General features: G+C 60.5%; 17 protein-coding genes. 8 read left to right on the top strand and 9 right to left on the bottom strand.

Features of this window, described 5'->3' with window-relative positions:
• Positions 1-168 precede the first annotated feature (168 nt).
• The 3 genes from ACQRBV_RS05770 to ACQRBV_RS05760 are packed head-to-tail and all read left to right on the top strand — an operon-like array spanning position 169 to position 3,734.
• The gene (locus tag ACQRBV_RS05770) at positions 169-828 is read left to right on the top strand and encodes a paraquat-inducible protein A (protein WP_060754755.1); all 660 of its coding nucleotides are present in this window, start codon (positions 169-171) and stop codon (positions 826-828) included.
• Positions 815-1,438, top strand: a complete 624-nt coding sequence (locus ACQRBV_RS05765; RefSeq protein WP_161548349.1) for a paraquat-inducible protein A — start codon at positions 815-817, stop codon at positions 1,436-1,438. Before ACQRBV_RS05770 ends, ACQRBV_RS05765 begins: the two co-directional genes overlap by 14 nt.
• Complete coding sequence (locus ACQRBV_RS05760; protein WP_060754757.1) at positions 1,431-3,734, top strand: PqiB family protein; 2,304 nt, start codon at positions 1,431-1,433, stop codon at positions 3,732-3,734. Before ACQRBV_RS05765 ends, ACQRBV_RS05760 begins: the two co-directional genes overlap by 8 nt.
• Before the next feature lie 186 nt (positions 3,735-3,920).
• Here ACQRBV_RS05760 and mksF read toward each other — a convergent pair whose 3' ends face one another.
• From mksF to mksB, 3 genes are read right to left on the bottom strand one after another with little or no spacing between them, the layout of a single operon-like run.
• The gene (gene mksF, locus ACQRBV_RS05755) at positions 3,921-6,761 is read right to left on the bottom strand and encodes an Mks condensin complex protein MksF (protein ID WP_060754758.1); all 2,841 of its coding nucleotides are present in this window, start codon (positions 6,759-6,761) and stop codon (positions 3,921-3,923) included.
• A complete protein-coding gene (gene mksE, locus ACQRBV_RS05750) occupies positions 6,758-7,465 on the bottom strand; it encodes an Mks condensin complex protein MksE (protein WP_060754759.1) in 708 nt (235 codons plus the stop codon). The genes mksF and mksE overlap by 4 nt, the downstream gene beginning before the upstream one ends.
• The gene (mksB, locus tag ACQRBV_RS05745) at positions 7,455-8,732 is read right to left on the bottom strand and encodes an Mks condensin complex protein MksB (RefSeq protein ID WP_060754760.1); all 1,278 of its coding nucleotides are present in this window, start codon (positions 8,730-8,732) and stop codon (positions 7,455-7,457) included. The genes mksE and mksB overlap by 11 nt, the downstream gene beginning before the upstream one ends.
• A 187-nt stretch (positions 8,733-8,919) precedes the next feature.
• On the opposite strand from mksB, the gene ACQRBV_RS05740 reads away from it, so the two are divergent.
• Complete coding sequence (locus ACQRBV_RS05740; protein ID WP_411985278.1) at positions 8,920-9,663, top strand: energy transducer TonB; 744 nt, start codon at positions 8,920-8,922, stop codon at positions 9,661-9,663.
• Positions 9,656-10,108: a ribosomal protein S18-alanine N-acetyltransferase gene (rimI, locus tag ACQRBV_RS05735; protein ID WP_090366980.1), complete on the top strand. Its 453-nt coding sequence runs from the start codon at positions 9,656-9,658 to the stop codon at positions 10,106-10,108. The genes ACQRBV_RS05740 and rimI overlap by 8 nt, the downstream gene beginning before the upstream one ends.
• Positions 10,109-10,162: 54 nt before the next feature.
• Here rimI and ACQRBV_RS05730 read toward each other — a convergent pair whose 3' ends face one another.
• Entirely contained in the window at positions 10,163-10,567 is a 405-nt protein-coding gene (locus ACQRBV_RS05730; protein ID WP_244384431.1) for a serine kinase/phosphatase, read from the bottom strand.
• A 139-nt stretch (positions 10,568-10,706) separates the two neighbouring features.
• Here ACQRBV_RS05730 and can point away from each other — a divergent pair, with 139 nt between their 5' ends.
• Positions 10,707-11,351: a carbonate dehydratase gene (gene can, locus ACQRBV_RS05725; protein WP_010213394.1), complete on the top strand. Its 645-nt coding sequence runs from the start codon at positions 10,707-10,709 to the stop codon at positions 11,349-11,351.
• Here can and ACQRBV_RS05720 read toward each other — a convergent pair.
• The 3 genes from ACQRBV_RS05720 to acpA all read right to left on the bottom strand — a co-directional run bounded on the left by ACQRBV_RS05720 (position 11,348) and on the right by acpA (position 15,010).
• On the bottom strand, positions 11,348-11,872 hold the full coding sequence (locus ACQRBV_RS05720) for an SET domain-containing protein-lysine N-methyltransferase (protein ID WP_411985208.1): 525 nt from the start codon (positions 11,870-11,872) through the stop codon (positions 11,348-11,350). The genes can and ACQRBV_RS05720 overlap by 4 nt on opposite strands.
• Before the next feature lie 145 nt (positions 11,873-12,017).
• Positions 12,018-13,187, bottom strand: coding sequence for a hypothetical protein (locus tag ACQRBV_RS05715; RefSeq protein ID WP_411985209.1), 1,170 nt, complete (start codon positions 13,185-13,187; stop codon positions 12,018-12,020).
• A 122-nt stretch (positions 13,188-13,309) separates the two neighbouring features.
• The gene (gene acpA, locus ACQRBV_RS05710) at positions 13,310-15,010 is read right to left on the bottom strand and encodes an acid phosphatase (protein WP_411985210.1); all 1,701 of its coding nucleotides are present in this window, start codon (positions 15,008-15,010) and stop codon (positions 13,310-13,312) included.
• A 158-nt stretch (positions 15,011-15,168) separates the two neighbouring features.
• Here acpA and ACQRBV_RS05705 point away from each other — a divergent pair, with 158 nt between their 5' ends.
• Entirely contained in the window at positions 15,169-15,459 is a 291-nt protein-coding gene (locus tag ACQRBV_RS05705) for a nucleotidyltransferase family protein (protein WP_053134104.1), read from the top strand.
• Between the two features lie 55 nt (positions 15,460-15,514).
• Here ACQRBV_RS05705 and ACQRBV_RS05700 read toward each other — a convergent pair whose 3' ends face one another.
• Entirely contained in the window at positions 15,515-16,933 is a 1,419-nt protein-coding gene (locus ACQRBV_RS05700) for a short-chain fatty acid transporter (RefSeq protein ID WP_411985211.1), read from the bottom strand.
• Between the two features lie 186 nt (positions 16,934-17,119).
• Between ACQRBV_RS05700 and ACQRBV_RS05695 the strand changes: the two genes are divergently transcribed.
• Complete coding sequence (locus tag ACQRBV_RS05695) at positions 17,120-18,409, top strand: MFS transporter (protein WP_411985212.1); 1,290 nt, start codon at positions 17,120-17,122, stop codon at positions 18,407-18,409.
• A gap of 3 nt (positions 18,410-18,412) precedes the next feature.
• Here ACQRBV_RS05695 and ACQRBV_RS05690 read toward each other — a convergent pair whose 3' ends face one another.
• Positions 18,413-19,783, bottom strand: coding sequence for a gluconate:H+ symporter (locus ACQRBV_RS05690; protein ID WP_060754769.1), 1,371 nt, complete (start codon positions 19,781-19,783; stop codon positions 18,413-18,415).
• Positions 19,784-19,923 lie beyond the last annotated feature (140 nt).

Below are 19,923 nucleotides of genomic sequence, written 5' to 3'. Positions count from 1 at the left end.
GTAGGTCATCGTCAAGATTAAATTCCGAAACCCCATTTGCGAAAGCAGATGGGGTTTTGTTTTGGGCGATCGAAAATTCACCGGCACTCCCCGACAAATTTGCACAGTTATTTCTGAACCAGGCCACTAGAATAGGCACCTAACCATTTTTAGAGTCTGAGCCCTACTATGCCCGATCCGGTTGATACCCTTGAGGTGTCGGATTTACCGCTGGACGATCTGGTGGCATGCCATGAGTGCGACTTGCTGATGCGTAAACCGGTACTCGCCATCGGTGAGAAGGCCCAATGCCCACGCTGCGGATACGAGTTGTACGCTCATCGCCACAATGTCGTGGAGCGAAGCCTTGCCTTGGTAATTGCCGCGCTATTGCTTTACATCCCCGCGAACTTTTTACCTATCATGCAGCTCAATCTACTCGGGCAATCCTCCGAAGATACCGTCTGGACTGGCGTCGTCGGTTTGTTTGATACCGGCATGCAAGGCGTCGCGGTGGTGGTGTTCCTGTGCAGCATGGGCATTCCCCTGCTCAAATTGCTCTGCCAGTTGGCCGTGCTGCTCAGCATCCGCTGGAAGGTCGGCCGCAGCTATGGGTTGTTGCTCTACCGCATTTACCATCATCTGAAAGATTGGGGGATGTTGGAGGTCTACTTGATGGGCGTGCTTGTGGCGATCGTCAAACTCGCTGACATGGCCTCCATCACAGTCGGCCTGGGGCTCGTCTGTTTTGTCAGTCTATTAATCGTTCAAGTGCTGCTTGAGGTGGTGATGTCGCCCCATCAGATCTGGCAGGCGCTGTCTGGAGAGGATGATCATGCGAGCGATTGATGCAGGTATTCTGATCTGTACCGAATGCCACGAACTGAACAAGCAAGAGCTGGACACCGATGAGCAGCTGTGCACGCGTTGCGGTGCGCTTATCCATGCCCGTCGCCCCAACAGCCTGGCGCGCACATGGGCATTGCTGATGACTGCGGCGATCCTGTACATCCCCGCGAACCTATTGCCGATCATGACCATCAATACCCTCGGCCAGGGCGACCCCAGCACCATCATGGCCGGCGTGATCCAACTGGTGCAGCACGGTATGTACCCCATTGCGGCCGTGGTGTTCATCGCCAGTATCCTGGTGCCCACATTCAAGTTGGTGGGTATCGGTCTGCTACTGTTTTCGGTGCAGCGCCATCAACCGCTGTCCGCGCAACAACGCATTATCATGTACCGCTTCATCGAATTCATTGGCCGCTGGTCCATGTTGGATATCTTCGTGATCGCCATCCTGGTGGCGGTTGTAAACTTTGGCCGGCTTGCCAGTGTCGAGGCTGACCTCGGCGCTGCAGCGTTCGCCAGTGTGGTGATCTTGACGATGCTTGCCGCAGTAACTTTTGATCCCCGACTGATTTGGGATAACACGGAGTCGGACGACGACCATGAGTGATTTGCCTAAAGCTAAAACCCGCCCAGCCTCCAACTGGTCGGCCATTTGGGTGTTGCCCCTGATTGCCCTGATCATCGGTGGCTGGTTGGGATGGCGTGCCTATAACCAACAGGGCATCGAGATCCAAGTCCGTTTTGAAAGCGGCGAAGGTATTCAGGTCAACAAGACCGAAGTGGTCTACAAAGGCATGACCGTGGGTAAGGTCAAAGCCATGGCTCTGGATGACGAAGGCAGCAATCGCGGTGTGATCGCTACCATCGAAATGAACAAAGACGTTGAGCAGTATCTCAAGACCAACACGCGTTTCTGGCTGGTCAAACCCAGCGTCAGTCTTGCGGGTATCACCGGTCTTGAAACCCTGGTCTCAGGTAACTACATCGCTGCCAGTCCAGGTGATGGTGAACCCACTCGCAAATTCAAGGCGCTGTCTGAAGAGCCACCGTTATCTGACGCCAAGCCCGGTTTGCACTTGACCCTCAAGGCCGATCGACTCGGCTCGCTGAATCGTGGCAGCCCGGTGTTCTACAAGCAGATCCAAGTTGGCCAGGTCAAAAGCTACCTGCTCTCCGAAGACCAGAGCACCGTCGAGATCAAGGTCTATATCGAACCGACCTACGCCCACCTGGTGCGCAAGCATACGCGGTTCTGGAACGCCAGTGGCATCAGCATCGACGCCAACCTCTCCGGCGTAAAGGTGCGCAGCGAATCCCTCTCCAGCATCGTTGCCGGCGGTATCGCCTTCGCCACGCCGGAGAATCGCAAGGACAGTCCGCCGACCGACCCGAGCCTGCCCTTCCGTCTGTATGAGGATTTTGATGCGGCCGCGGCCGGTATCAGGGTCAAGGTCAAACTGACCGATTTCGAAGGTTTGCAGGCTGGACGCACCCCCGTCATGTACAAAGGTATCCAGGTCGGTAGCCTGAAAACCCTGAAGATCGACCCAAGCCTCTCCAGTGCTAACGCTGAACTGACCCTCGATCCGCTCGCTGAGGAATACCTGGTGCAGGACACCCAGTTCTGGGTCGTCAAGCCGTCCATCTCACTGGCGGGCATCACTGGTCTGGAAGCCTTGGTCAAAGGTAACTACATCGCCATCCGACCTGGCGATAAAGGCGGCGCGCCACAGCGTGAGTTCACTGCTCGTGCCAAAGCTCCGCCGTTGGACCTGCGCTCCCCAGGCCTGCACATGGTGCTGCTCACCGATAGCCTCGGCTCCCTGGATGTGGGCAGTCCGATCCTCTACAAACAAGTCAAAGTCGGCTCGGTGCAGAGCTACCAGTTCTCCCGCAAGAACAAGCAGCTTGTGATCGGCGTTCACATCGAGAAGGAATACGAAAACCTGGTCAACGGTTCGACGCGTTTCTGGAATGCCAGCGGCGTCACCCTGACTGGCGGTCTGACCGGCGGCATCCAGGTCAAGAGTGAGTCGCTGGCCAGCCTGATGGCTGGCGGTATTGCTTTCGAGACCCCGGAGCCCAACGTACCCCTGAAAAGGCGCATTCCACGTTTCCGCCTGTTCGCTGACCGTGACGCGGCCAATCAGCATGGCACCCTGGTGACCATCAGGGTTGATCGTGCCGATGGACTGCGCCCGGGCACACCGGTACGTTTCAAGGGACTGGATGTGGGCAAGATCGAGAGCGTTGACCTGAGTGCCGACATGCAATCGGTATTGCTCAGCGCACGTATCACCCAAGTGGCCGATCGGATCGCGCGCGCAGGCAGCCAGTTCTGGGTGGTCAAGCCTGAGCTGGGCCTGATGAAAACGTCGAACCTGGAAACCCTGGTCACCGGCCAATACATCGAAGTGCAGCCGGCGGCGAAAAACGCCACTGCGCAGAAGAGTTTCGTCGCGCTGGACCAGCCTCCTGAAACCGCCCACCAGGAGGCTGGCCTGAGCCTGACCCTCAGCGCCGCCCGCCGTGGTTCGTTGAAGGAAGGGGTGCCGGTCACCTATCGCGAAGTCACCGTCGGCAAGGTCACGGGTTACGAGTTGGGCCAGACTGCGGACCGTGTCCTGATCCATATCCTGATCGAGCCCAAGTACGCGCCACTGGTACGTAGTGGCAGCCGTTTCTGGAACACCAGCGGTTTTGGTGTTGACTTCGGCTTGTTCAAAGGCGCTACCGTACGTACCGAGTCCCTGGAAACCCTGGTTGCCGGCGGTATTGCTTTCGCGACTCCTGACGGCGAACGCATGGGCAATGCCGCCCGGCCTCAACAAACCTTTGCGCTGTTCGACAAGTTCGAAGACGAATGGCTGACCTGGGCGCCTAAGATTCCTCTCGGCAAATAGACCGAGGCGCTGCCTTTCGCGAGTAAGCCCGCTCCCACATTCGCCCGCATTCCTGCAGCGAACACTCGGTCAACTGTGGGAGCGGGCTTGCTCGCGAAGAGGCCTCCAAGGGCTCCACGCTACTCAAAACCATAAAAAAGGCCGCGATCCATCAGATCGCGGCCTTTTGCGTTTCAGCGCAGTGGATCAAACCTCATCCAACTCCGGCTCGTCCGCCTGCACGTTCATCGTTGCCTTCACCACATCGTGACGACGGATGTACTTCCAGTCCGCTTCATCGATGTAGATGCCGTTCGGCCCGCTGCCGCCTTCAAGGTCAATCGCCACCTGGGCGGACACCTGCGGCTTCACACTCGCCAGGATCGGTACGAAGCCCAGCTGCAAGCTGGTTTCCAGCAGCGCGGCCTGGTTCTTCTCGTCGATGTCCGCCGCCTCGTCCAGGTAGTACGGCAAGCGCACACGCCCGGCCTGGTCGCGGTCCATCAAGTGCAGCAACAAGTACATGTTGGTCAGCGCCTTGATGGTCATGGTAGTGCCGTTGGACGCCGCGCCGTCGATGTCGGTGTGAATCACCGGTTGGCCGTGCACCTTGGTGATCTCGAACGCCAGCTCGAACAAGTCCTTGAGGCCCAGCTGGTTATGGTTGGCGGCTACCAGGCGTGCCAGGTATTCCTTGGCCTCTTCGTTCTTGTTGTCCTGCTCGGCGCTCTGGCTGAGGTCGAACACCGACAAGGTTTCGCCTTCTTCATACTGACCGGCACTGTGGATGATCTGGTCGATATGCTTGAGCGCCTCCTTGTTCGGCGCCAACACGATGCGAAAGCTCTGCAGGTTGGACACCTGACGCTTGTTGATCTCGCGGTTGAACAAGGCCAACTGGTGTTCCAGGCTGTCGTAGTCACTACGGATATTGCGCAGGGTACGTGCGATATCGGTGACCGCCGCACGGCGCGCCTTGCCCAGTGTCAGGGCTTCGTCGGTACGGTGCGCATAGGCGTTGATCAACAGTTGCAGGCGGCGTTCTACGTCATCTTCGCTGTCGAACTTGGCCACGCCCTTGAGGCGTACCTGCGCATACAACGCTTCGATCTGGCCATCGGCGCGCAGCAAACCTTGCCAGCTGTCCTGATAGTCGTTGAGCAGTGGCAGCAGGTTGTCCATGGAGTCGTCGACCGGGTCCATGAACGGCGTGCCGAATGGCAAGTCCGCCGGCAGCAGTTGGCGACGGCGCAAGGCGTCATCCAGCGTACGCTGCTTGGCTTCCATATCCGCGATCTGACGGCCGACCAGTTGCAACTTGGCCGACAATTGCTGAACGCGCTCGGTGAAGGCATCGCTGGAGCGTTTCAACTCATCCTGGGCGGCTTCCATCTGCGCCAGGCTTTCCAGTTTTTCGCCTTCTTCGGCACTCAGGGTTTGCGTACGGCGGAAGTCTTCCAAGGCCTTTTGCGCATCCAGCACTTGCTGGTACAGCGCTTCGGTCTGGGTCTTGCTCGCCGCGCGGTCAGCAGCGACCGCCTGTTGCGTCTTGAGCTGCTTGAGTTCTTTTTCCAGGCGTTCTTTCTGGTCACGCAGTGCTGCGCGATCCGCCAAGGCTTGCAACGCCGGTGGCTCGATGTGGGAGATGTCGATGGACAGCCCCGGCACTTCGAAGCGCTCGCCCTTGAAGCCGTCGAGGATCTGCTCCAGGGATTTGACCCACTGGCCGTCCTCGTCCAGCGTGATGCCGTGCTCACCCAATGGCAGGCTGAACAGCGAACTGTTGAACAGGCGCATCAGACGTTCGACATCCTGCTGCGAGAACTCTTCACGCAGTTTGGCGTAGCTGTTGTTGTCCGCGTGGTCGAGCTGCTGCCTGACCGACTTCAAGCGTTTTTCCAGATCCCGCAGACGCTCGTCCAGATCCTCGGCGCTGAATTGTCGCGACTGCGCCAGGGCACCGGCCAATTCATCGTGGGCATCCTTGGCCGCCAGCAGTTGCTGCTCCAGCACTTTGACGTCATTGACCAAGGCAAAGCGATGCTTGAGTACCGACAGCTCACCCAACCAACGCTGAATACCGCTGATCTCCCGCTCCAGGCGCATCAGCTCCTGGGTGCCGCCGCGCTGGTCGTTCTGCAACGCGTCCTGCTCGTTGCGGTAGTGCTCGGCCTGGATCGTCAGTTCTTCCTTGCGCGCACTGGCGTAATCCGACCAAGTGCCCAGCAACGAATCCAGCAATGGCGACAGGCGATGCAGTTTGCCGCGCAGGATATCGCGCTGCTTCACACCATTGGACAGCGCCTCGACCAAAGGCCCGGCGGCCACCAGCGAGTTGTAGTCCTGTTCCATGCGTCGTACATCACGGAAGGCTTCTTCGCATGCAGCGATGTAATCGACACTGCCGGAACGCAGGCTGTGTTCGAACGCGTCGAGGAACAATTGCTTGAGCTTGGCCGCGGTGATTTCGCGCATGTGCAGCAGGTTGATAAACAGTGCCCGGAAAGTCTTCAGGCTCTGCTCGCTGGTAGAGCGCAGCGGAATCAGGGTCAGGTCCAATGGGATCGACGTATGGCCGCCCACCAGCAGGCGACGCAGTTCATCGGGCTTGAGTTCATAGGCTTTCAGGCCTTCGCGCTCAAGGTTGGTGAACAGCTCTTTCTGGCGCAGGCAGGTATCGTTTTTCTGGTAATGGGCCAGGTCCAGCTTGCCGGCATAGGCAAAGAACTGGTGGCCGAAACCGCCCCCCGGGCCACGTCCGACCACACCGATCACGTGGGGGCCGTGAGGCAGGGAGACTTCCACGAGGATGTAGCTGGTGTCACTGGCGAAGTAGAAGCGCCGCGATTGTTCCAGGGTGTACTTGCCGAAACTCATGTCCGACATGCGCGCCAGGATCGGGAACTGCAAGGCGTTGATCGACGCGGATTTGCCCAGGTTGTTCGCGCCATAGACCGACAGCGGTTCTTCCAGTGGGAACAAGCCCAGGCTGTAGCCGGCGGTGTTCAATAGGGCGAAGCGGCGGATGCCGTAGCGTTCCTTGCTCATGCGTCGGTCTCCTGTTCTTCTGCAATGGCACGAGCCAGGGCGTCTTCTTCGCTTTCTTCGGTAAAGTCACTGAGGTCCAGCGGGTCATCGGTTTCCAGCAGTTTTTCATCGCTGTCTTCGTCGATGATCACCGGTGCCGGCAATGGCAACACGCTGTGGATGCTGGCGGCCAGGTCGCGATCCTGCTGTACCGACAGGCACACATCAAGGAAACGGTGCATCGGCGGCAGGAAGCGGTACACGCCGTTGTCTTCGCTGGCAAAACCCAGTTGGGTCATGCGGCGCATGATTTTTTCTTCGAGTTCTTCCTGGGTCTGCACTTCGGCCTGGATAAACAGGTCGCGGTACTTCTCCAGCAACGACGGCAGCTCATCGCGGCCCAGGCTGCCACCGTCCAGCACAGCGATCGGGTCGCGGCCCTGGTCGGCCAGATGTTCGACGATGATGAAGGTGAACAACGCCAGGCGCTGCGCGGTCTTGTTCACTTGCGCGGCGGCCACGGCGGTGTCCGGCACGAAATAGTAGAAGCCCCGGGTGTCGCATACCAATTCAAAGCCCAGGGCCTTGAATAGCGTGCGGTACTGGTCCTGGAAGTTTGACAATTGTGCATACAGCTCAGGGTCGCGGCGGCTGACGTGGTAACCCTTGAACAGCTCGCGAAAAATCGGCGCCAGCTGGGACAGTTCGGATAGATCAAGATGCATAAGGCGTGCTCGCAGAATTCTCGGCGGCGTCAGGCGTGGCCGGGAGCAGGGCGAATGAGCGCAGGCTGACCTGGTGCTCGTGTGTGTGGTAATCGCGGCGTTCCAGGCGTTCGCGCTTGAAACGTTTTTCCCGCGAGAGGCGCGAGAACCAGTACAGCAACTCGTCGGTGGCACCGTCCGGTTCCTGTTCCAGCAGCCAGGTCATCAGGTCCGGCATCGGCAGCGCGTCTTCGCAGCGTTCGAGCATTTCCTTGACCGTGCGCGGCGCGCGTTGGGCTTCGCCTCTGTGGGACTTGTGCGCCTTGGGGAAGCGTGCCGGTTTCGGCTCGAAATTCGCCAGGGCGTACACATAGGCTTCCACCTGGCTCGCACTGCCGAGAAAGGTGCTTTGCGGCCGGGTAAACATGGGTAACGCCGCTTGCGGCACTGCGTCCAGCCCCTTGCGGCGAATCGCCGACAAGGCCAGCGCCGCGCCTCGGGTCACGGCGTTGTGCCGACGGGCTTCTTCACGCAGCGGCAACAGCAGTTCGCGCGCATGACGCAAGGTCAGCTGGGCACTGGTCTGCATTTCAAGAATGCGCGCGTGTGTGCGCAGCAGCATGTCGTCGTCCACCAGGTGACCCAGGCGCTGTTGCTCGGTGAGCAGGCGCAGCAGCACATTCTCGACCTTGCGCACGCCCTGTTCGAAGGCGCCATCGGCGTTCACCAGTTGGATCATCGGTTCGACGTATTCATCCCAGGTCGCCAATACCTCGGCGTAACGCTGGCGCAGCGGGATCTGCCGGTCACTGGTCTTGGCGCGGTCGGCCACTGCGGCGAGGGCCTGTTCGTCGTTGGCGAGCTTTTTCAGCACGTCACGCACACGCATGTCGAGCAGGCGCAGTTGACGGGCCAGGTCGTGGCCGTCACGGATATCGAACGCATCTTGGATGTAGCCTGCCAGGCGTTCCAGATGGCGCAGGTAGGCTTCGATTTCCAGGCACAGGCCAAGCCGGTGCTCCTTGCGAAGATAAGCCAGGAAGTCATGGATCTGCGCATTGAGCTCGAAACGGTTCGGGCTCTTGGCGACAGGCACCAGGATATCCAGGCGAATCCATACGTCCAGCAGGTTGGTGATGTCCTGGGGCGTGCTGTCCAGTTGTTGGGCGGCCAGTTGTGCGCGCAGCTCGCCCAGGCTCAAGGTGCCTTGGTCGAAGTGTTCACACAGTGGCTCCAGTAAGGCCCAGTGTTCGGCGAGGGCGCGTAGGACGCGCTTGGGTTCGATCATGGGAATGGCCGGCTGGTTGGCGATTAAAAGTCGCGATTGTACTGCATCAGGCGCGGGATTTATCCACAGCCGGTCAGCGCGCAGTGGGCGATTGTTGCCGAACAGCGGTAGAATCCCCGCTCTTTACTTATCCACAAGTGGCCGAGCTGTGCTTATCGAGTCCCGACGTCGCGCTTACTTGACCGCCATGCAGGTGGTCAACTGGCTGCCCCGCACCGAACTGCCGTTTGCCGCGCCGTCGCGGCCTGAGCTGTTGCAGGCGCTTGAACCCTATGAGGCGTTCGAGTCATCGGGCGAAGAGGCCGCAGCGCCCGTGGCGGTGGTCAACCCCGTAGCCCAATCGCGCCCTGTGGTCGAGCGAGCGAAGATCGAAGTACCGCGCCCATCGCCGGTGACCAAGCCGGTGGTGGCTGAAGAGACTGCGCCGGTGGTCAAGGCGCCGGTAGTGCCGCCACCGCGCTTCGCCCTGCAATTGCTGCGCGCCGGCCGTTGCCTGTTGCTGGTGGAACTGCCCACTGGCGAGCGTTTCCAGACCCGCGACCCGGCCTATATGCTGCTCAAGGACATGCTGCGCGCCGCCGGCCTGCCCGACAGCCCGCAAATCGTCGGCGACCCGGTGCGCTGGCCGCTGCTGGTACGCGGCACCATGGACCAGGGCCCGGAAGCGGCGCGGGATTTTGTGCAAGGCTTTGTGTCGGCGCGCCTGGAAGACGAACCCTGTGCATGCCTGTGGCTGATCGGCCTGCCCGCCGTGCGTTTCGCCGGCGAGGCCAATGCCGAAGCCTGGTACCGTGAACTGCAGGTCGAGGGCCTGGGCCTGTCCTGGGCCCTGCCGGGCCTGGAATTATTAATGGAAGAGCCACAGCGTAAGGCTGATGTCTGGCAAGCCATGCGCCGGCTGATGGCGCGCTGGAAAACGACTGATGAGTGAGGCTTTATCCTTCCGCCCGATGACCGAGGCTGACCTCGACGCGGTGCTGAAAATCGAATATGCGGCATTCAGCCATCCGTGGACCCGCGGGATTTTTCTTGATGGCTTGGGCAAGTACCAGATCTGGCTGATGTTCGAAGGCGAGCAACAAGTCGGCCACGGCGTAGTACAGATCATCCTCGATGAAGCGCATTTGCTGAATATCACCGTCAAGCCGGAAAACCAGGGCCGCGGCCTGGGCTTGGCGTTGTTGGAACACCTGATGTCCCGCGCCTACGCCGCCAACGCTCGCGAGTGCTTCCTCGAAGTGCGTGACAGCAATACCAGCGCGTTCCGCTTGTATGAGCGCTACGGCTTCAACGAAATCGGGCGTCGGCGCGATTACTATCCCGCCGTGGGTGGCCGCGAAGATGCCGTCGTGATGGCCTGCACCCTCGTCGACTAGGGCGCAGGCCTCGTGTGGGAGCGGCTTGCTCCCACATCCAGCTCCGGTGGTGTGTCAGCGGCTACCGTCTACCGGGTCGATGTCGGCCAACTCGGCCTCATCCAATCCATTGCCGCCGCCAATCTCGTCTTCATCGACAATGCTCAGGTCATAATCGGCAGCGTCGCCATCGCCGGCTTCCCGAGCATCCCGCGCACCGTCTTCATGGATCAGGGTTTCTGGGCTCATGTCATCGTCGGTCGCCTCATGAGCGGCCGTCGAAGCCCCGGTCATGCCGGCCTCCCGCGCCCGTTCAGCGGGTATCAGGTGCTCGCGCTCACGCGGGGGGATCTCTTCACCTATCTGCGCCGTCGGTTCCTCTTCGTCAAAATCCAGCTCGCGCATCGAGCCCATGCGATCTTCGTTGTCATCAATCGGTTCGGGCTGCGTGGCGCCGTAGGGACGTCGTGATTCGGTCATGGCCAATCCTCATACTGTGGGGCTTATAGTGTGTGGACAGGCGCGGCAGCCTAAAGATTCAAGCTAATTGGCACTCAGCGTGACCCGGACGACGGGTTGTCAGTCACAAAACTGCGCACCATTCCTGAGGCTTTCCCTGATGAACGAACTACAAGACTTACTTGATAACAACGAACGCTGGGCGGACGCGATCAAACAGGAAGATCCCGAATTCTTCGCCAAGCTCGCCCGCCAGCAGACGCCGGAATACCTCTGGATCGGCTGCTCCGATGCCCGCGTACCGGCTAACGAGATCGTCGGCATGCTGCCGGGTGATCTGTTCGTGCACCGCAACGTGGCCAACGTGGTGCTGCACACCGACCTCAACTGCTTGTCGGTGATCCAGTACGCGGTCGACGTGCTCAAGGTCAAACATATCCTGGTGACCGGTCACTATGGCTGCGGCGGCGTGCGTGCCTCGATGCAAGACCGCCAGTTCGGCCTGATCGACGGCTGGCTGCGCACGATTCGCGACCTCTATTACGAGAACCGCGACCTGCTGGCCCAATTGCCCACCGAAGAAGAACGCGTCGACCGCCTCTGCGAGTTGAACGTGATTCAGCAGGTGGCCAATGTCGGCCACACCAGCATTGTGCAAAACGCCTGGCACCGTGGGCAGAGCCTGTCGATCCATGGCTGCATCTACGGCATCAAGGATGGGCGCTGGAAGAGCTTGAACACCACTATCAGTGGCTTTGAGCAGTTGCCGCCACAGTATCGCTTGCGCCCACTGGGTGAAGCCTAAGGGCTTTTGCGCATCCGCCACTGTTTCATGAACGCCTGTCCCTCGGTGTTCAAGGGCTCCTGGCTGCCGGTGATCCACCCCCGGCAGTTCAGCTCGCCACATTGGCAAGCGAACTGCCGAAACAACACGTCCTCGGTGCTCGCGTAGTCCATGCTCAGGATTGTGCCGGCGCGCAAGGGCTGCACAGTCCATATCTCCAGGTCGGAGGTGTCGAAAAACACGTTCGGGTTGCACGAGTGCATCAATAAGCCGGCGAACCAGCGGTCGTACAAATGGATGCGTGACGACAACTGCAAGGTATGCAGGCGTCGCTCGCTGACCGCGTAGCCGGAGACTTTGGCGATGCGCACGCGGGCGTCGAAGGCCACGCGGGCCTTGACCCCGGCGCCGACACCCTCAATGTCGTGCAAAATCTTGAATTGCTTGGCCGAAGGGTAACCCTGTTCAACAAGCAGTGTCTTGAAGGGGTAAAGGCAGTCATTTACAGACGTTTTGGCCTTATCCATGGCATGAGTTTTCATGACTCTCCTGGGTTAGGCTGCATCGACTTGCTGATGTTGTCTGACTACCAGTCTCGCAGCTGATGGGGGCTGCTCAAGAATCGTCGAAGTTGGATCCGGTTTCTACTGTCAAATCTGACAGTAGAAACCGGGTTTTTTGCGTGATTTACAACGCTGGGGCTGCGAGGGTGGGGACTGGAGCGGCGGTTTTCAGTTGTTTGAGCTGGGCCTTGATGACCGGCGTGGCGCATTTGGCATTGGCTTGCTCCGGTGTCAGGTTGCGCACCGAGGTGTAGAACAGCTCACAGGTCTGCTCCTTGCGCGTGACTTGCCAGGTATTCATGCACGCTTGAAGCAACACATTGGGATCGCCGGCCGGTTTCTGCCCCATCCCCGCTTGCCAGCAGGCGGCGCTCAAATCCTGACCCATGACCTTCAAGCCCGCTTCATCGGCCTTTTGCTCATTACCGTCATAGGTGGCCGGGTCAGCCGCATACCAGATGTAACTGGGATGGTTGGAGCCCAGCACCGAGACCGTTTTGCCGGCGGCCGGGCTGATCTGCGCCAGGCCCAGCACACCGACGGTCTGGCCGTATTGCTGCTTGATCCAATTGCGCACCGGTGCGCCGAACGCGACCATCGGCAAGGAGCCACTTGGCGTCAGGCTCAGCTCCTGGACCATGCGTGTCTGGTAGCTGTTGAAATAGCTGTAGACGCCTTCCAGATCCTTGCCCGCGTTAGACGGTGCAGCGACGGGAGCGATATCGATGATCGTCTGGTACGCAGGCGTTTCTGTGGCCGGGATACCGTTGTCGGTGAGCAAGGTCGCCCAACGGTCGGTCGTGGCCGATTCCAGGTAGTCCTGGGCCTGGGTCAGTGAGTAGTCCGGTGGGAAGTGCAGCAGCTCAATGCTCTTGCGGTTTTCCAGGGCCATGCCCAACGGCAGGAACAGGTACCAGTTGTACGCCCACTTACCGTCGCTGTTGAGCTTGCTGGCGCCTTGGTAAGCCAGGTCGGCGGTGTCGAGCAATTTGCTCAAAGGCTGGCCGTAGTTGTCAGGCACGCCGCTGAAGGTCGCCGAGAGCTGGCCCTCGTGGGTCTTCACGCTGACCTTGGCGCGGCTGTAGCCATCACGCTGCAGGCTCTGGTTCAAGTAGTGCTCGACGGTCTGTTCCAGCGTCCAGGACCGAAAGCAGATCACGTTGCAATTATTGGGGTAAGCGAACAACTGGGTGACGCGCTGCGTACTGCCTAGCGGCACTTCTATATCAGCCTGGACGGCCGCACTCCCCAAGAGTGCGGCCAGGGCAAAAGACAACCGGGTCGGTTTGAACATGCTTGATTCCTTGTCAGCGAAAGCCCGTCTGCGCGGGGTGAAAGCCCACCCCCACACAGTAGCGGCTGACCAGCAAAACTGCGTGTTAAATCGCCCGGTGTGTCGCTATTGGATAAGAAAACCTACACATTGAACTGCAATGCGTTGCTCAAGTCGCCCATGGGCTTCTGGCCACGGGCGATCATCGCGTCATCCCGTTGCTTGAGACCGTCCAGTTTCTCCAACTGGAACACCCGGGTGATCAAGCGCAGGATCGATGCTGTGTCGTACACCGTATGGTCAACCGTGCCTTTACGGGCAAATGGCGACACCACCAGCGCCGGCACCCGGCTGCCCGGGCCCCAACGGTCGCCCTTGGGCGGCGCAACATGGTCCCACCAGCCGCCGTTTTCATCCACGGTGACCACCACGACCATGTTTTTCCACTGCGGGCTTTCCTGCAGGACTTTCAAGGCGCGGGCGATGTGGCGATCACCCGATGCCACGTCGGCGTAACCGGCGTGCATGTTCAGGTTGCCCTGGGGCTTGTAGAAGGTCACGGCGGGCAGCTTGCCGGCCTGGGCGTCGGCGAAGAATTTGTTGGTGCTGGCCTCATCGCCCAAGCCGCCGTCGCGCAGGCGTTTGTCGCGTTCAGCGCGATTTTCCGGCCCTTGTTGCTTGAAATAGTTGAATGGCTGGTGGTGGTACTGGAAGTTCGGGATCTTCGGGATGCCGCCCGAATCCTTGAACTGGTCCAGGGTCGCTTGCCATGCGCCGGCATACCAGGCCCAGTCGACGTTCTTCTTCGACAACTTGTCGCCGATGTGTTCGTGGGTCTGCGGTACCAGTACGTTGGGCAGATCGGCCTTGGCGTAGTCCGGGTTTTGCGGGTCGCGAATCCAGGTCGGCCAGTAGGGCGGCGCCAAGGTATTCACGCCGTAACCATCCGGGGTCAGTGCGCTGGGGCCGAACTGCGGCGGGCCGGTCATGGCGCTGGCGGGGGACTTGTCCAACGGCTTGAGACGAGTGTCGGTCGGGTCATCGCTTTGCAGCGTGGCGATCTGGGCCTTGGCGACCGATTGCGCAGCATTGGGATAAAACGGCGCGGTAGCGCTGATCAGATACTGGTGGTTAAGGAACGAGCCACCAAATGCTCCCTGGAAGAAGTTGTCGCACAGCACAAATTCCTTGGCCACGTCCCACAGGCGCAGGGAGTAACGGCTCTGGGCGTAATAACCCATTACCAGACCACCGGAATCGGCCCAGGCGACGAAGTTATCGTTCTTGCCGCCGTTGATCTGCATCTGGTTTTGATAGAACACGTGCCACAAATCACGGGTGACCAGGCTCAGCGGCAGGTCTTCGGCGTTCGGCCCCTTGAGGGCAAACGGTGCGTTGGGCAGGTTTTCCTGGAATTGCACTTCACTGGGATAGGTCACCCCATCCACCGTTTGTGGGCCGACTTGCAGCACACCGCCCCAGGCCGGCGGCAGCGTGGTCAGCAGGCTGCCGTCGCGGTCGCGTTGCTGGGTGTCTGCGGCCGACAGCGCCGACAACGGTTTCTCTACGCCAGGGAAGTCCGCAAACAGATTGTTGAAGCTGCGGTTCTCGGCATAAATCACCACCACGGTTTTCACCTGCTCGTGCAGGGCCTTGTCCAGCTCTTGCGGCGTCAATGGCCGCTCCACCGGTTTGCCCGGCGTCTGGTTGGCGTTGCCGCAGGCACTCAACGTCGCGCCCACCCCCAGCACCGCCGCGCCCCCCAGGAAGCGCCGGCGGCTGGTATCGACCGGCGGTTGGGCTACGGAATCGGGGGAAGGGCGGTCTTCGTGCTCATCACTCATTGCTGGGAGTCCTTGCTGGCGAGATGTTGCAAGATATTTCGCAGGACGGTAGCAATGCAATGTGACGGAACGAAGACAGTGATGTGAGCAGCCAGACGTGTCTACACGCGCCCCGCGCTGCTAGACTTGCCCGATAATGGATGTCACCGGGGTGAACCGTGAAACCTTCAACTGCGCTGGATCTGAAGCGAGCGGCCGTCAGAGAAGTGGTGGGCCGTTTTCGCATTTCTAACCCAAGGGTATTTGGGTCTGTATTGCTGGGTACCGACCAAGAAGGCAGCGACCTTGATTTGCTGGTCGATGCGCCGCCGGGGACCACACTATTTGATCTTGGTGGGCTGCAAGTCGAGCTTGAAGATCTACTCGGGGTCAATGTGGATCTACTGACGCCTGCCGATTTGCCTTTGAAGTTTCGCGCGAAGGTGTTGGCTGAGGCGCGGCCGGTATGACTGCAAACCGCCTATATGAAGCACCTGTTGCAACAACAGGTGCTTCACCCGTTGATTAAGGCATCACCGGCGGCAAATACTTCAACGTCGTCCCCAGCGCCCACAGCAGGAACAGCACCAACGGCGTGTGCACCAGCAGTTGCACGAAGGAAAACCCGATCAGATCCCGTGCCTTCAACCCCAACACGCCCAGCAGCGGCAGCATGTAGAACGGGTTGATCAGGTTCGGCAGCGCTTCGGCGGCATTGTAGATCTGCACCGCCCAGCCCAGGTGATACTGCAGGTCATTGGCCACTTGCATCACATAAGGCGCTTCGATGATCCACTTGCCACCGCCTGACGGAATAAAGAAGCCCAGGACCGCCGAGTACAAGCCCATCAATAGTGCGTAGGTGTCGTGGGAGGCGATAGAGGTAAAGAAGGTCGAGATATGGTGCGCCAGGGTCTGGCCATCGCCGCCCTTGACCACGGTCATCAACGCAGCGATCGAGCCGTACAGCGGGAACTGGATCAGCACGCCGGTGGTGGTCGGCACGGCGCGAGCTACTGCATCGAGGAAGCTGCGCGGACGCCAGTGCAGCAGCGCGCCGACCATGATGAACAGGAAGTTGTAGGTGTTCAGCCCCGAGATCGCACTGATCGCCGGCTTGCTCGAAAACTCATGGAACAGCCAGCCGGCGGCCAGCAAGGCCAGCAGGATGGTCAGCAGCGGGCTGTGTTCCAGCCATTCGCCAGGGCGGCTCGGTGCTTGCGGCTTGGGCAGGTTGAAGGCTGGGTCGACGCCACACGCCTTGGCATCGCGGGCGCTGTTCGGCCCTGGTGCGGTGGCGTAGGCGATGATCAGCGAGACTACGATCAGCGCCAGCAACAGCACGCCGGATTGCCACAGGAAGATGGTGTCGGTGAACGGGATCATCCCGGTGATCGACAGGATCGAGGGCGGCAAGCTCGCCGGGTTGGCCTGCAACTGCGCGGCGGATGACGACAACCCCAGCGCCCACACCGCGCCCAGCCCCAAATAGGCGGCCGCACCGGCGGCGCGGTAGTCCATGCGCAAATCCGTGCGCCGGGCCAGTGCGCGTACCAGTAGCCCACCGAACACCAGGGACAGGCCCCAGTTGAGCAAGGAGGCGACCATGGAAATCAACGCCACCCAGGCCACGGCCGAGCGGCCGTTCTTCGGGATACGCGCCAGCCGGTCGATCAACTTCACCGCAGGCGGCGAGCTGGCCACCACATAACCACCGATCACCACGAAGGCCATCTGCATGGTGAACGGGATCAAACTCCAGAAACCGTCACCAAAAGCCTTGGCGGCTTCGGTGGGTGCGGCGCCCATGCCCAGGGTCGCCACGGCCACGATGATCACGGCGAGGGCGGCAAACACCCAGGAGTCAGGAAACCAGCGCTCGGCGAAATTGGAGCAGCGCAGGGCAAAGCGGGCATAGCGGCTTTCTTCGATAGCATCGGCCACGAGTCATTCCTCTTGTATTTATTATGAGGTTCGGCAGTTTTACGGCATGTTCCGCTACGGCTATTGATATGGGAATGCAGTTATCTTCATCGATCAATGAGGAAAACAAATATATCTGTCGTGATTGCCATCATTGGGCTCAGCTCATAACCTGCACGCCATTTTGTTTGTCTGCCGAGCTTTCACATGACTGCCACCTTCTCTTCACAGGCGCAGCGTTTTTCCCGCTCCGACTACAAAACCCTGGGCCTGGCCGCCCTCGGCGGCGCCCTGGAAATCTACGACTTCATCATCTTCGTATTCTTCGCGCTGACCCTCAGCCAACTGTTCTTCCCGCCGGAAATGCCGGAGTGGCTGCGCCTGCTGCAAAGCTTCGGCATCTTCGTCACCGGCTACCTCGCACGCCCGCTGGGCGGCATCCTGATGGCGCACTTCGCCGACCATCTGGGACGCAAGCGTGTGTTCAGCCTGAGTATTCTGATGATGGCCTTGCCGTGCCTGCTGATCGGGATCATGCCGACGTACGCGCAAATCGGCTATTTCGCACCGCTGATTCTGCTCGCCTTGCGCGTGCTGCAAGGGGCGGCGGTCGGCGGCGAAGTGCCCAGCGCCTGGACCTTTGTCGCCGAGCACGCCCCGATCCATCACCGCGGCTACGCCCTGGGTTTCCTGCAAGCCGGCCTGACCTTCGGCTACCTGCTTGGTGCCCTCACCGCGACGCTGCTGGCGCAACTCTTCAGCCCCGCCGAAATCCTCGATTACGCCTGGCGCTTCCCGTTCTTGCTCGGTGGTGTGTTCGGTGTAATCGGCGTCTGGCTGCGCCGCTGGCTCAGCGAAACCCCGGTGTTCCTCGAAATGCAGGCGCGCCGCCAGGCCGCTGCCGAACTGCCGCTGCGCACCGTGCTGCGTGAGCATCGCGCCGTGTTGCTGCCGGCGATGATCCTCACGTGCGTACTGACATCGGCCGTGGTGGTACTGGTGGTCATCACCCCGACCATGATGCAGAAAACCTTCGGTATGAGCCCCAGCCACACCTTCGCCTTGAGCGCGCTGGGCATTGTCTTCCTGAACATCGGCTGCGTGCTCGCCGGCCTTTTGGTCGACCGCATCGGCGCCTGGAGCGCGGTGCTGGTCTACAGCCTGCTGCTGCCGATAGGCATTGCGGTGTTGTACGCCAGCCTGATCGCCGGTGGTGTATGGCTGGGCGCGGCGTACGCCCTGGCGGGCTTGAGTTGTGGCGTAGTCGGTGCGGTACCGTCGGTGATGGTCGGGCTGTTTCCGGCGCAGGTGCGGGTGTCGGGGATTTCCTTCACTTACAACATTGCCTACGCGCTGTGGGCGAGTACCACGCCGCTGTTGCTGATAGCGCTGATGCCGACCAGTCCGTGGATTTGTGTGGGTTACTGCGCGGTGATGGGGGCGGTGGGCGTGGCGAGTGTGGCGCTGTTTGGCAAGCGCCACACCTTGGCTGCCTGAGGCTCAGGTCAGAAAATGCCAGAGCAACAGCGTCCCGATCAAACCTACGACCGACACAATAGTCTGCAGTACCGACCACACCCAGATCGTCTGCTTGAGCTGCAAGCCGAAGTACTCACGCACCATCCAGAACCCGGCGTCGTTGACGTGGCAGAAGAACACCGAGCCTGCGCCAATCGCCAGGGCTACCAATGAGCTCTGCGTTGCCGCCAGCCCGGCCATCATCGGCGCGAGAATGCCGGCTGTGGTGGTCGTGGCGACGGTCGCTGAGCCGGTGGCCTGGCGCAAGGCCACGGCGATCAGCCAGGCGAGTAAGAGGTAAGGCATGTGTGCGCCTTCGGCGACCTTGCTGATGGTCTGGCTGACACCGGCGTCGAGCAGGGTTTGCTTGAGGCCGCCGCCGGCGCCGATGGTCAGCAGCAGTACGGCGATGGGTGCGAGTGCTTTGCGCAGGGTATTGCCGACATCGGCGCGGGGCATGCCGGCGGCCCAGCCCAGGCAGATCACGGCGGCTATCACGGCGAGGCCGAGGGCGATCAGTGGTTCACCGAGGAACTTCAAGGTCAGGCCGATGCTGCTTTCTGCAGGCAGCGCGACCTTGGCCAGGGTGCTGCCCAGCATCAGAATCACCGGCAACAGAATGATCAGCAACGACACCCCAAAGCTCGGCTGGCGCGGGGCCTTGGGCGGTGCGCTGAACAGCGCGCCGATATCGGCCGGTTCATCCACGTGCAGGCGTTTAGACAGCCAGTTGCCATAGATCGGGCCAGCCAGCATCACGGCCGGTACCGCCAGGCAGAAGCCCAGCAACATGGTCAGGCCCAGGTCGGCGTGCAACGCGCCCACCGCAATCAGCGGCCCGGGGTGTGGTGGCATCAGGGCGTGCAGGGTGGTCATGCCCGCGAGCGCCGGGATGGCGATTTTAAGCAGAGGCTGGTTCGAACGCTTGGCCATCACGAAGATGATCGGCACCATCATCACCAGGCCCACTTCGAAGAACAGTGGCAGGCCGATGACCATCGCCACCAGGGCCATTACCCACGGCAATGACTTGCCCTTGCCCAGCCCGAGCAACGTGGTGGCGATGCGGTCGGCTGCGCCGGATTCGGCCATCAATGCGCCGAGCATTGAGCCCAGCGCAATGATGATGCCGGCCTCACCGAGGATCGCCCCGGCGCCTTTGCTGAAGGCTTTGGCAACTTCTTCCGGCGGTAACCCGGCGCCGACACCGGCGATAAAGGTGCCGATCAGGATCGACAGGAACGGCGGTAATTTGGTCGCGCTGATCAGCACGATGATGCTGGCGATGGCCAGCAGGACGCAAAACATGAGGCGTGTGTCGTGAACCATCCACGCAGCAGTCGATAACTCCAAGAGGGAACTCCTTATCGAACAGGTTGGCTAATATGTTTCTTTTTGTTTCCTGCTCGAAAAGCATACCCGATAGAGCGGTTCCACAGCGTTCATGAGCGATTTTGGTGCGGCAATGTAACGGCGAGCTGGCGAGCGGATGA

The organism is Pseudomonas sp. R11F, from assembly GCF_050312575.1.
GTDB lineage: Bacteria > Pseudomonadota > Gammaproteobacteria > Pseudomonadales > Pseudomonadaceae > Aquipseudomonas > Aquipseudomonas palleroniana.
This window is presented reverse-complemented; position numbering and strand designations above follow the sequence as displayed.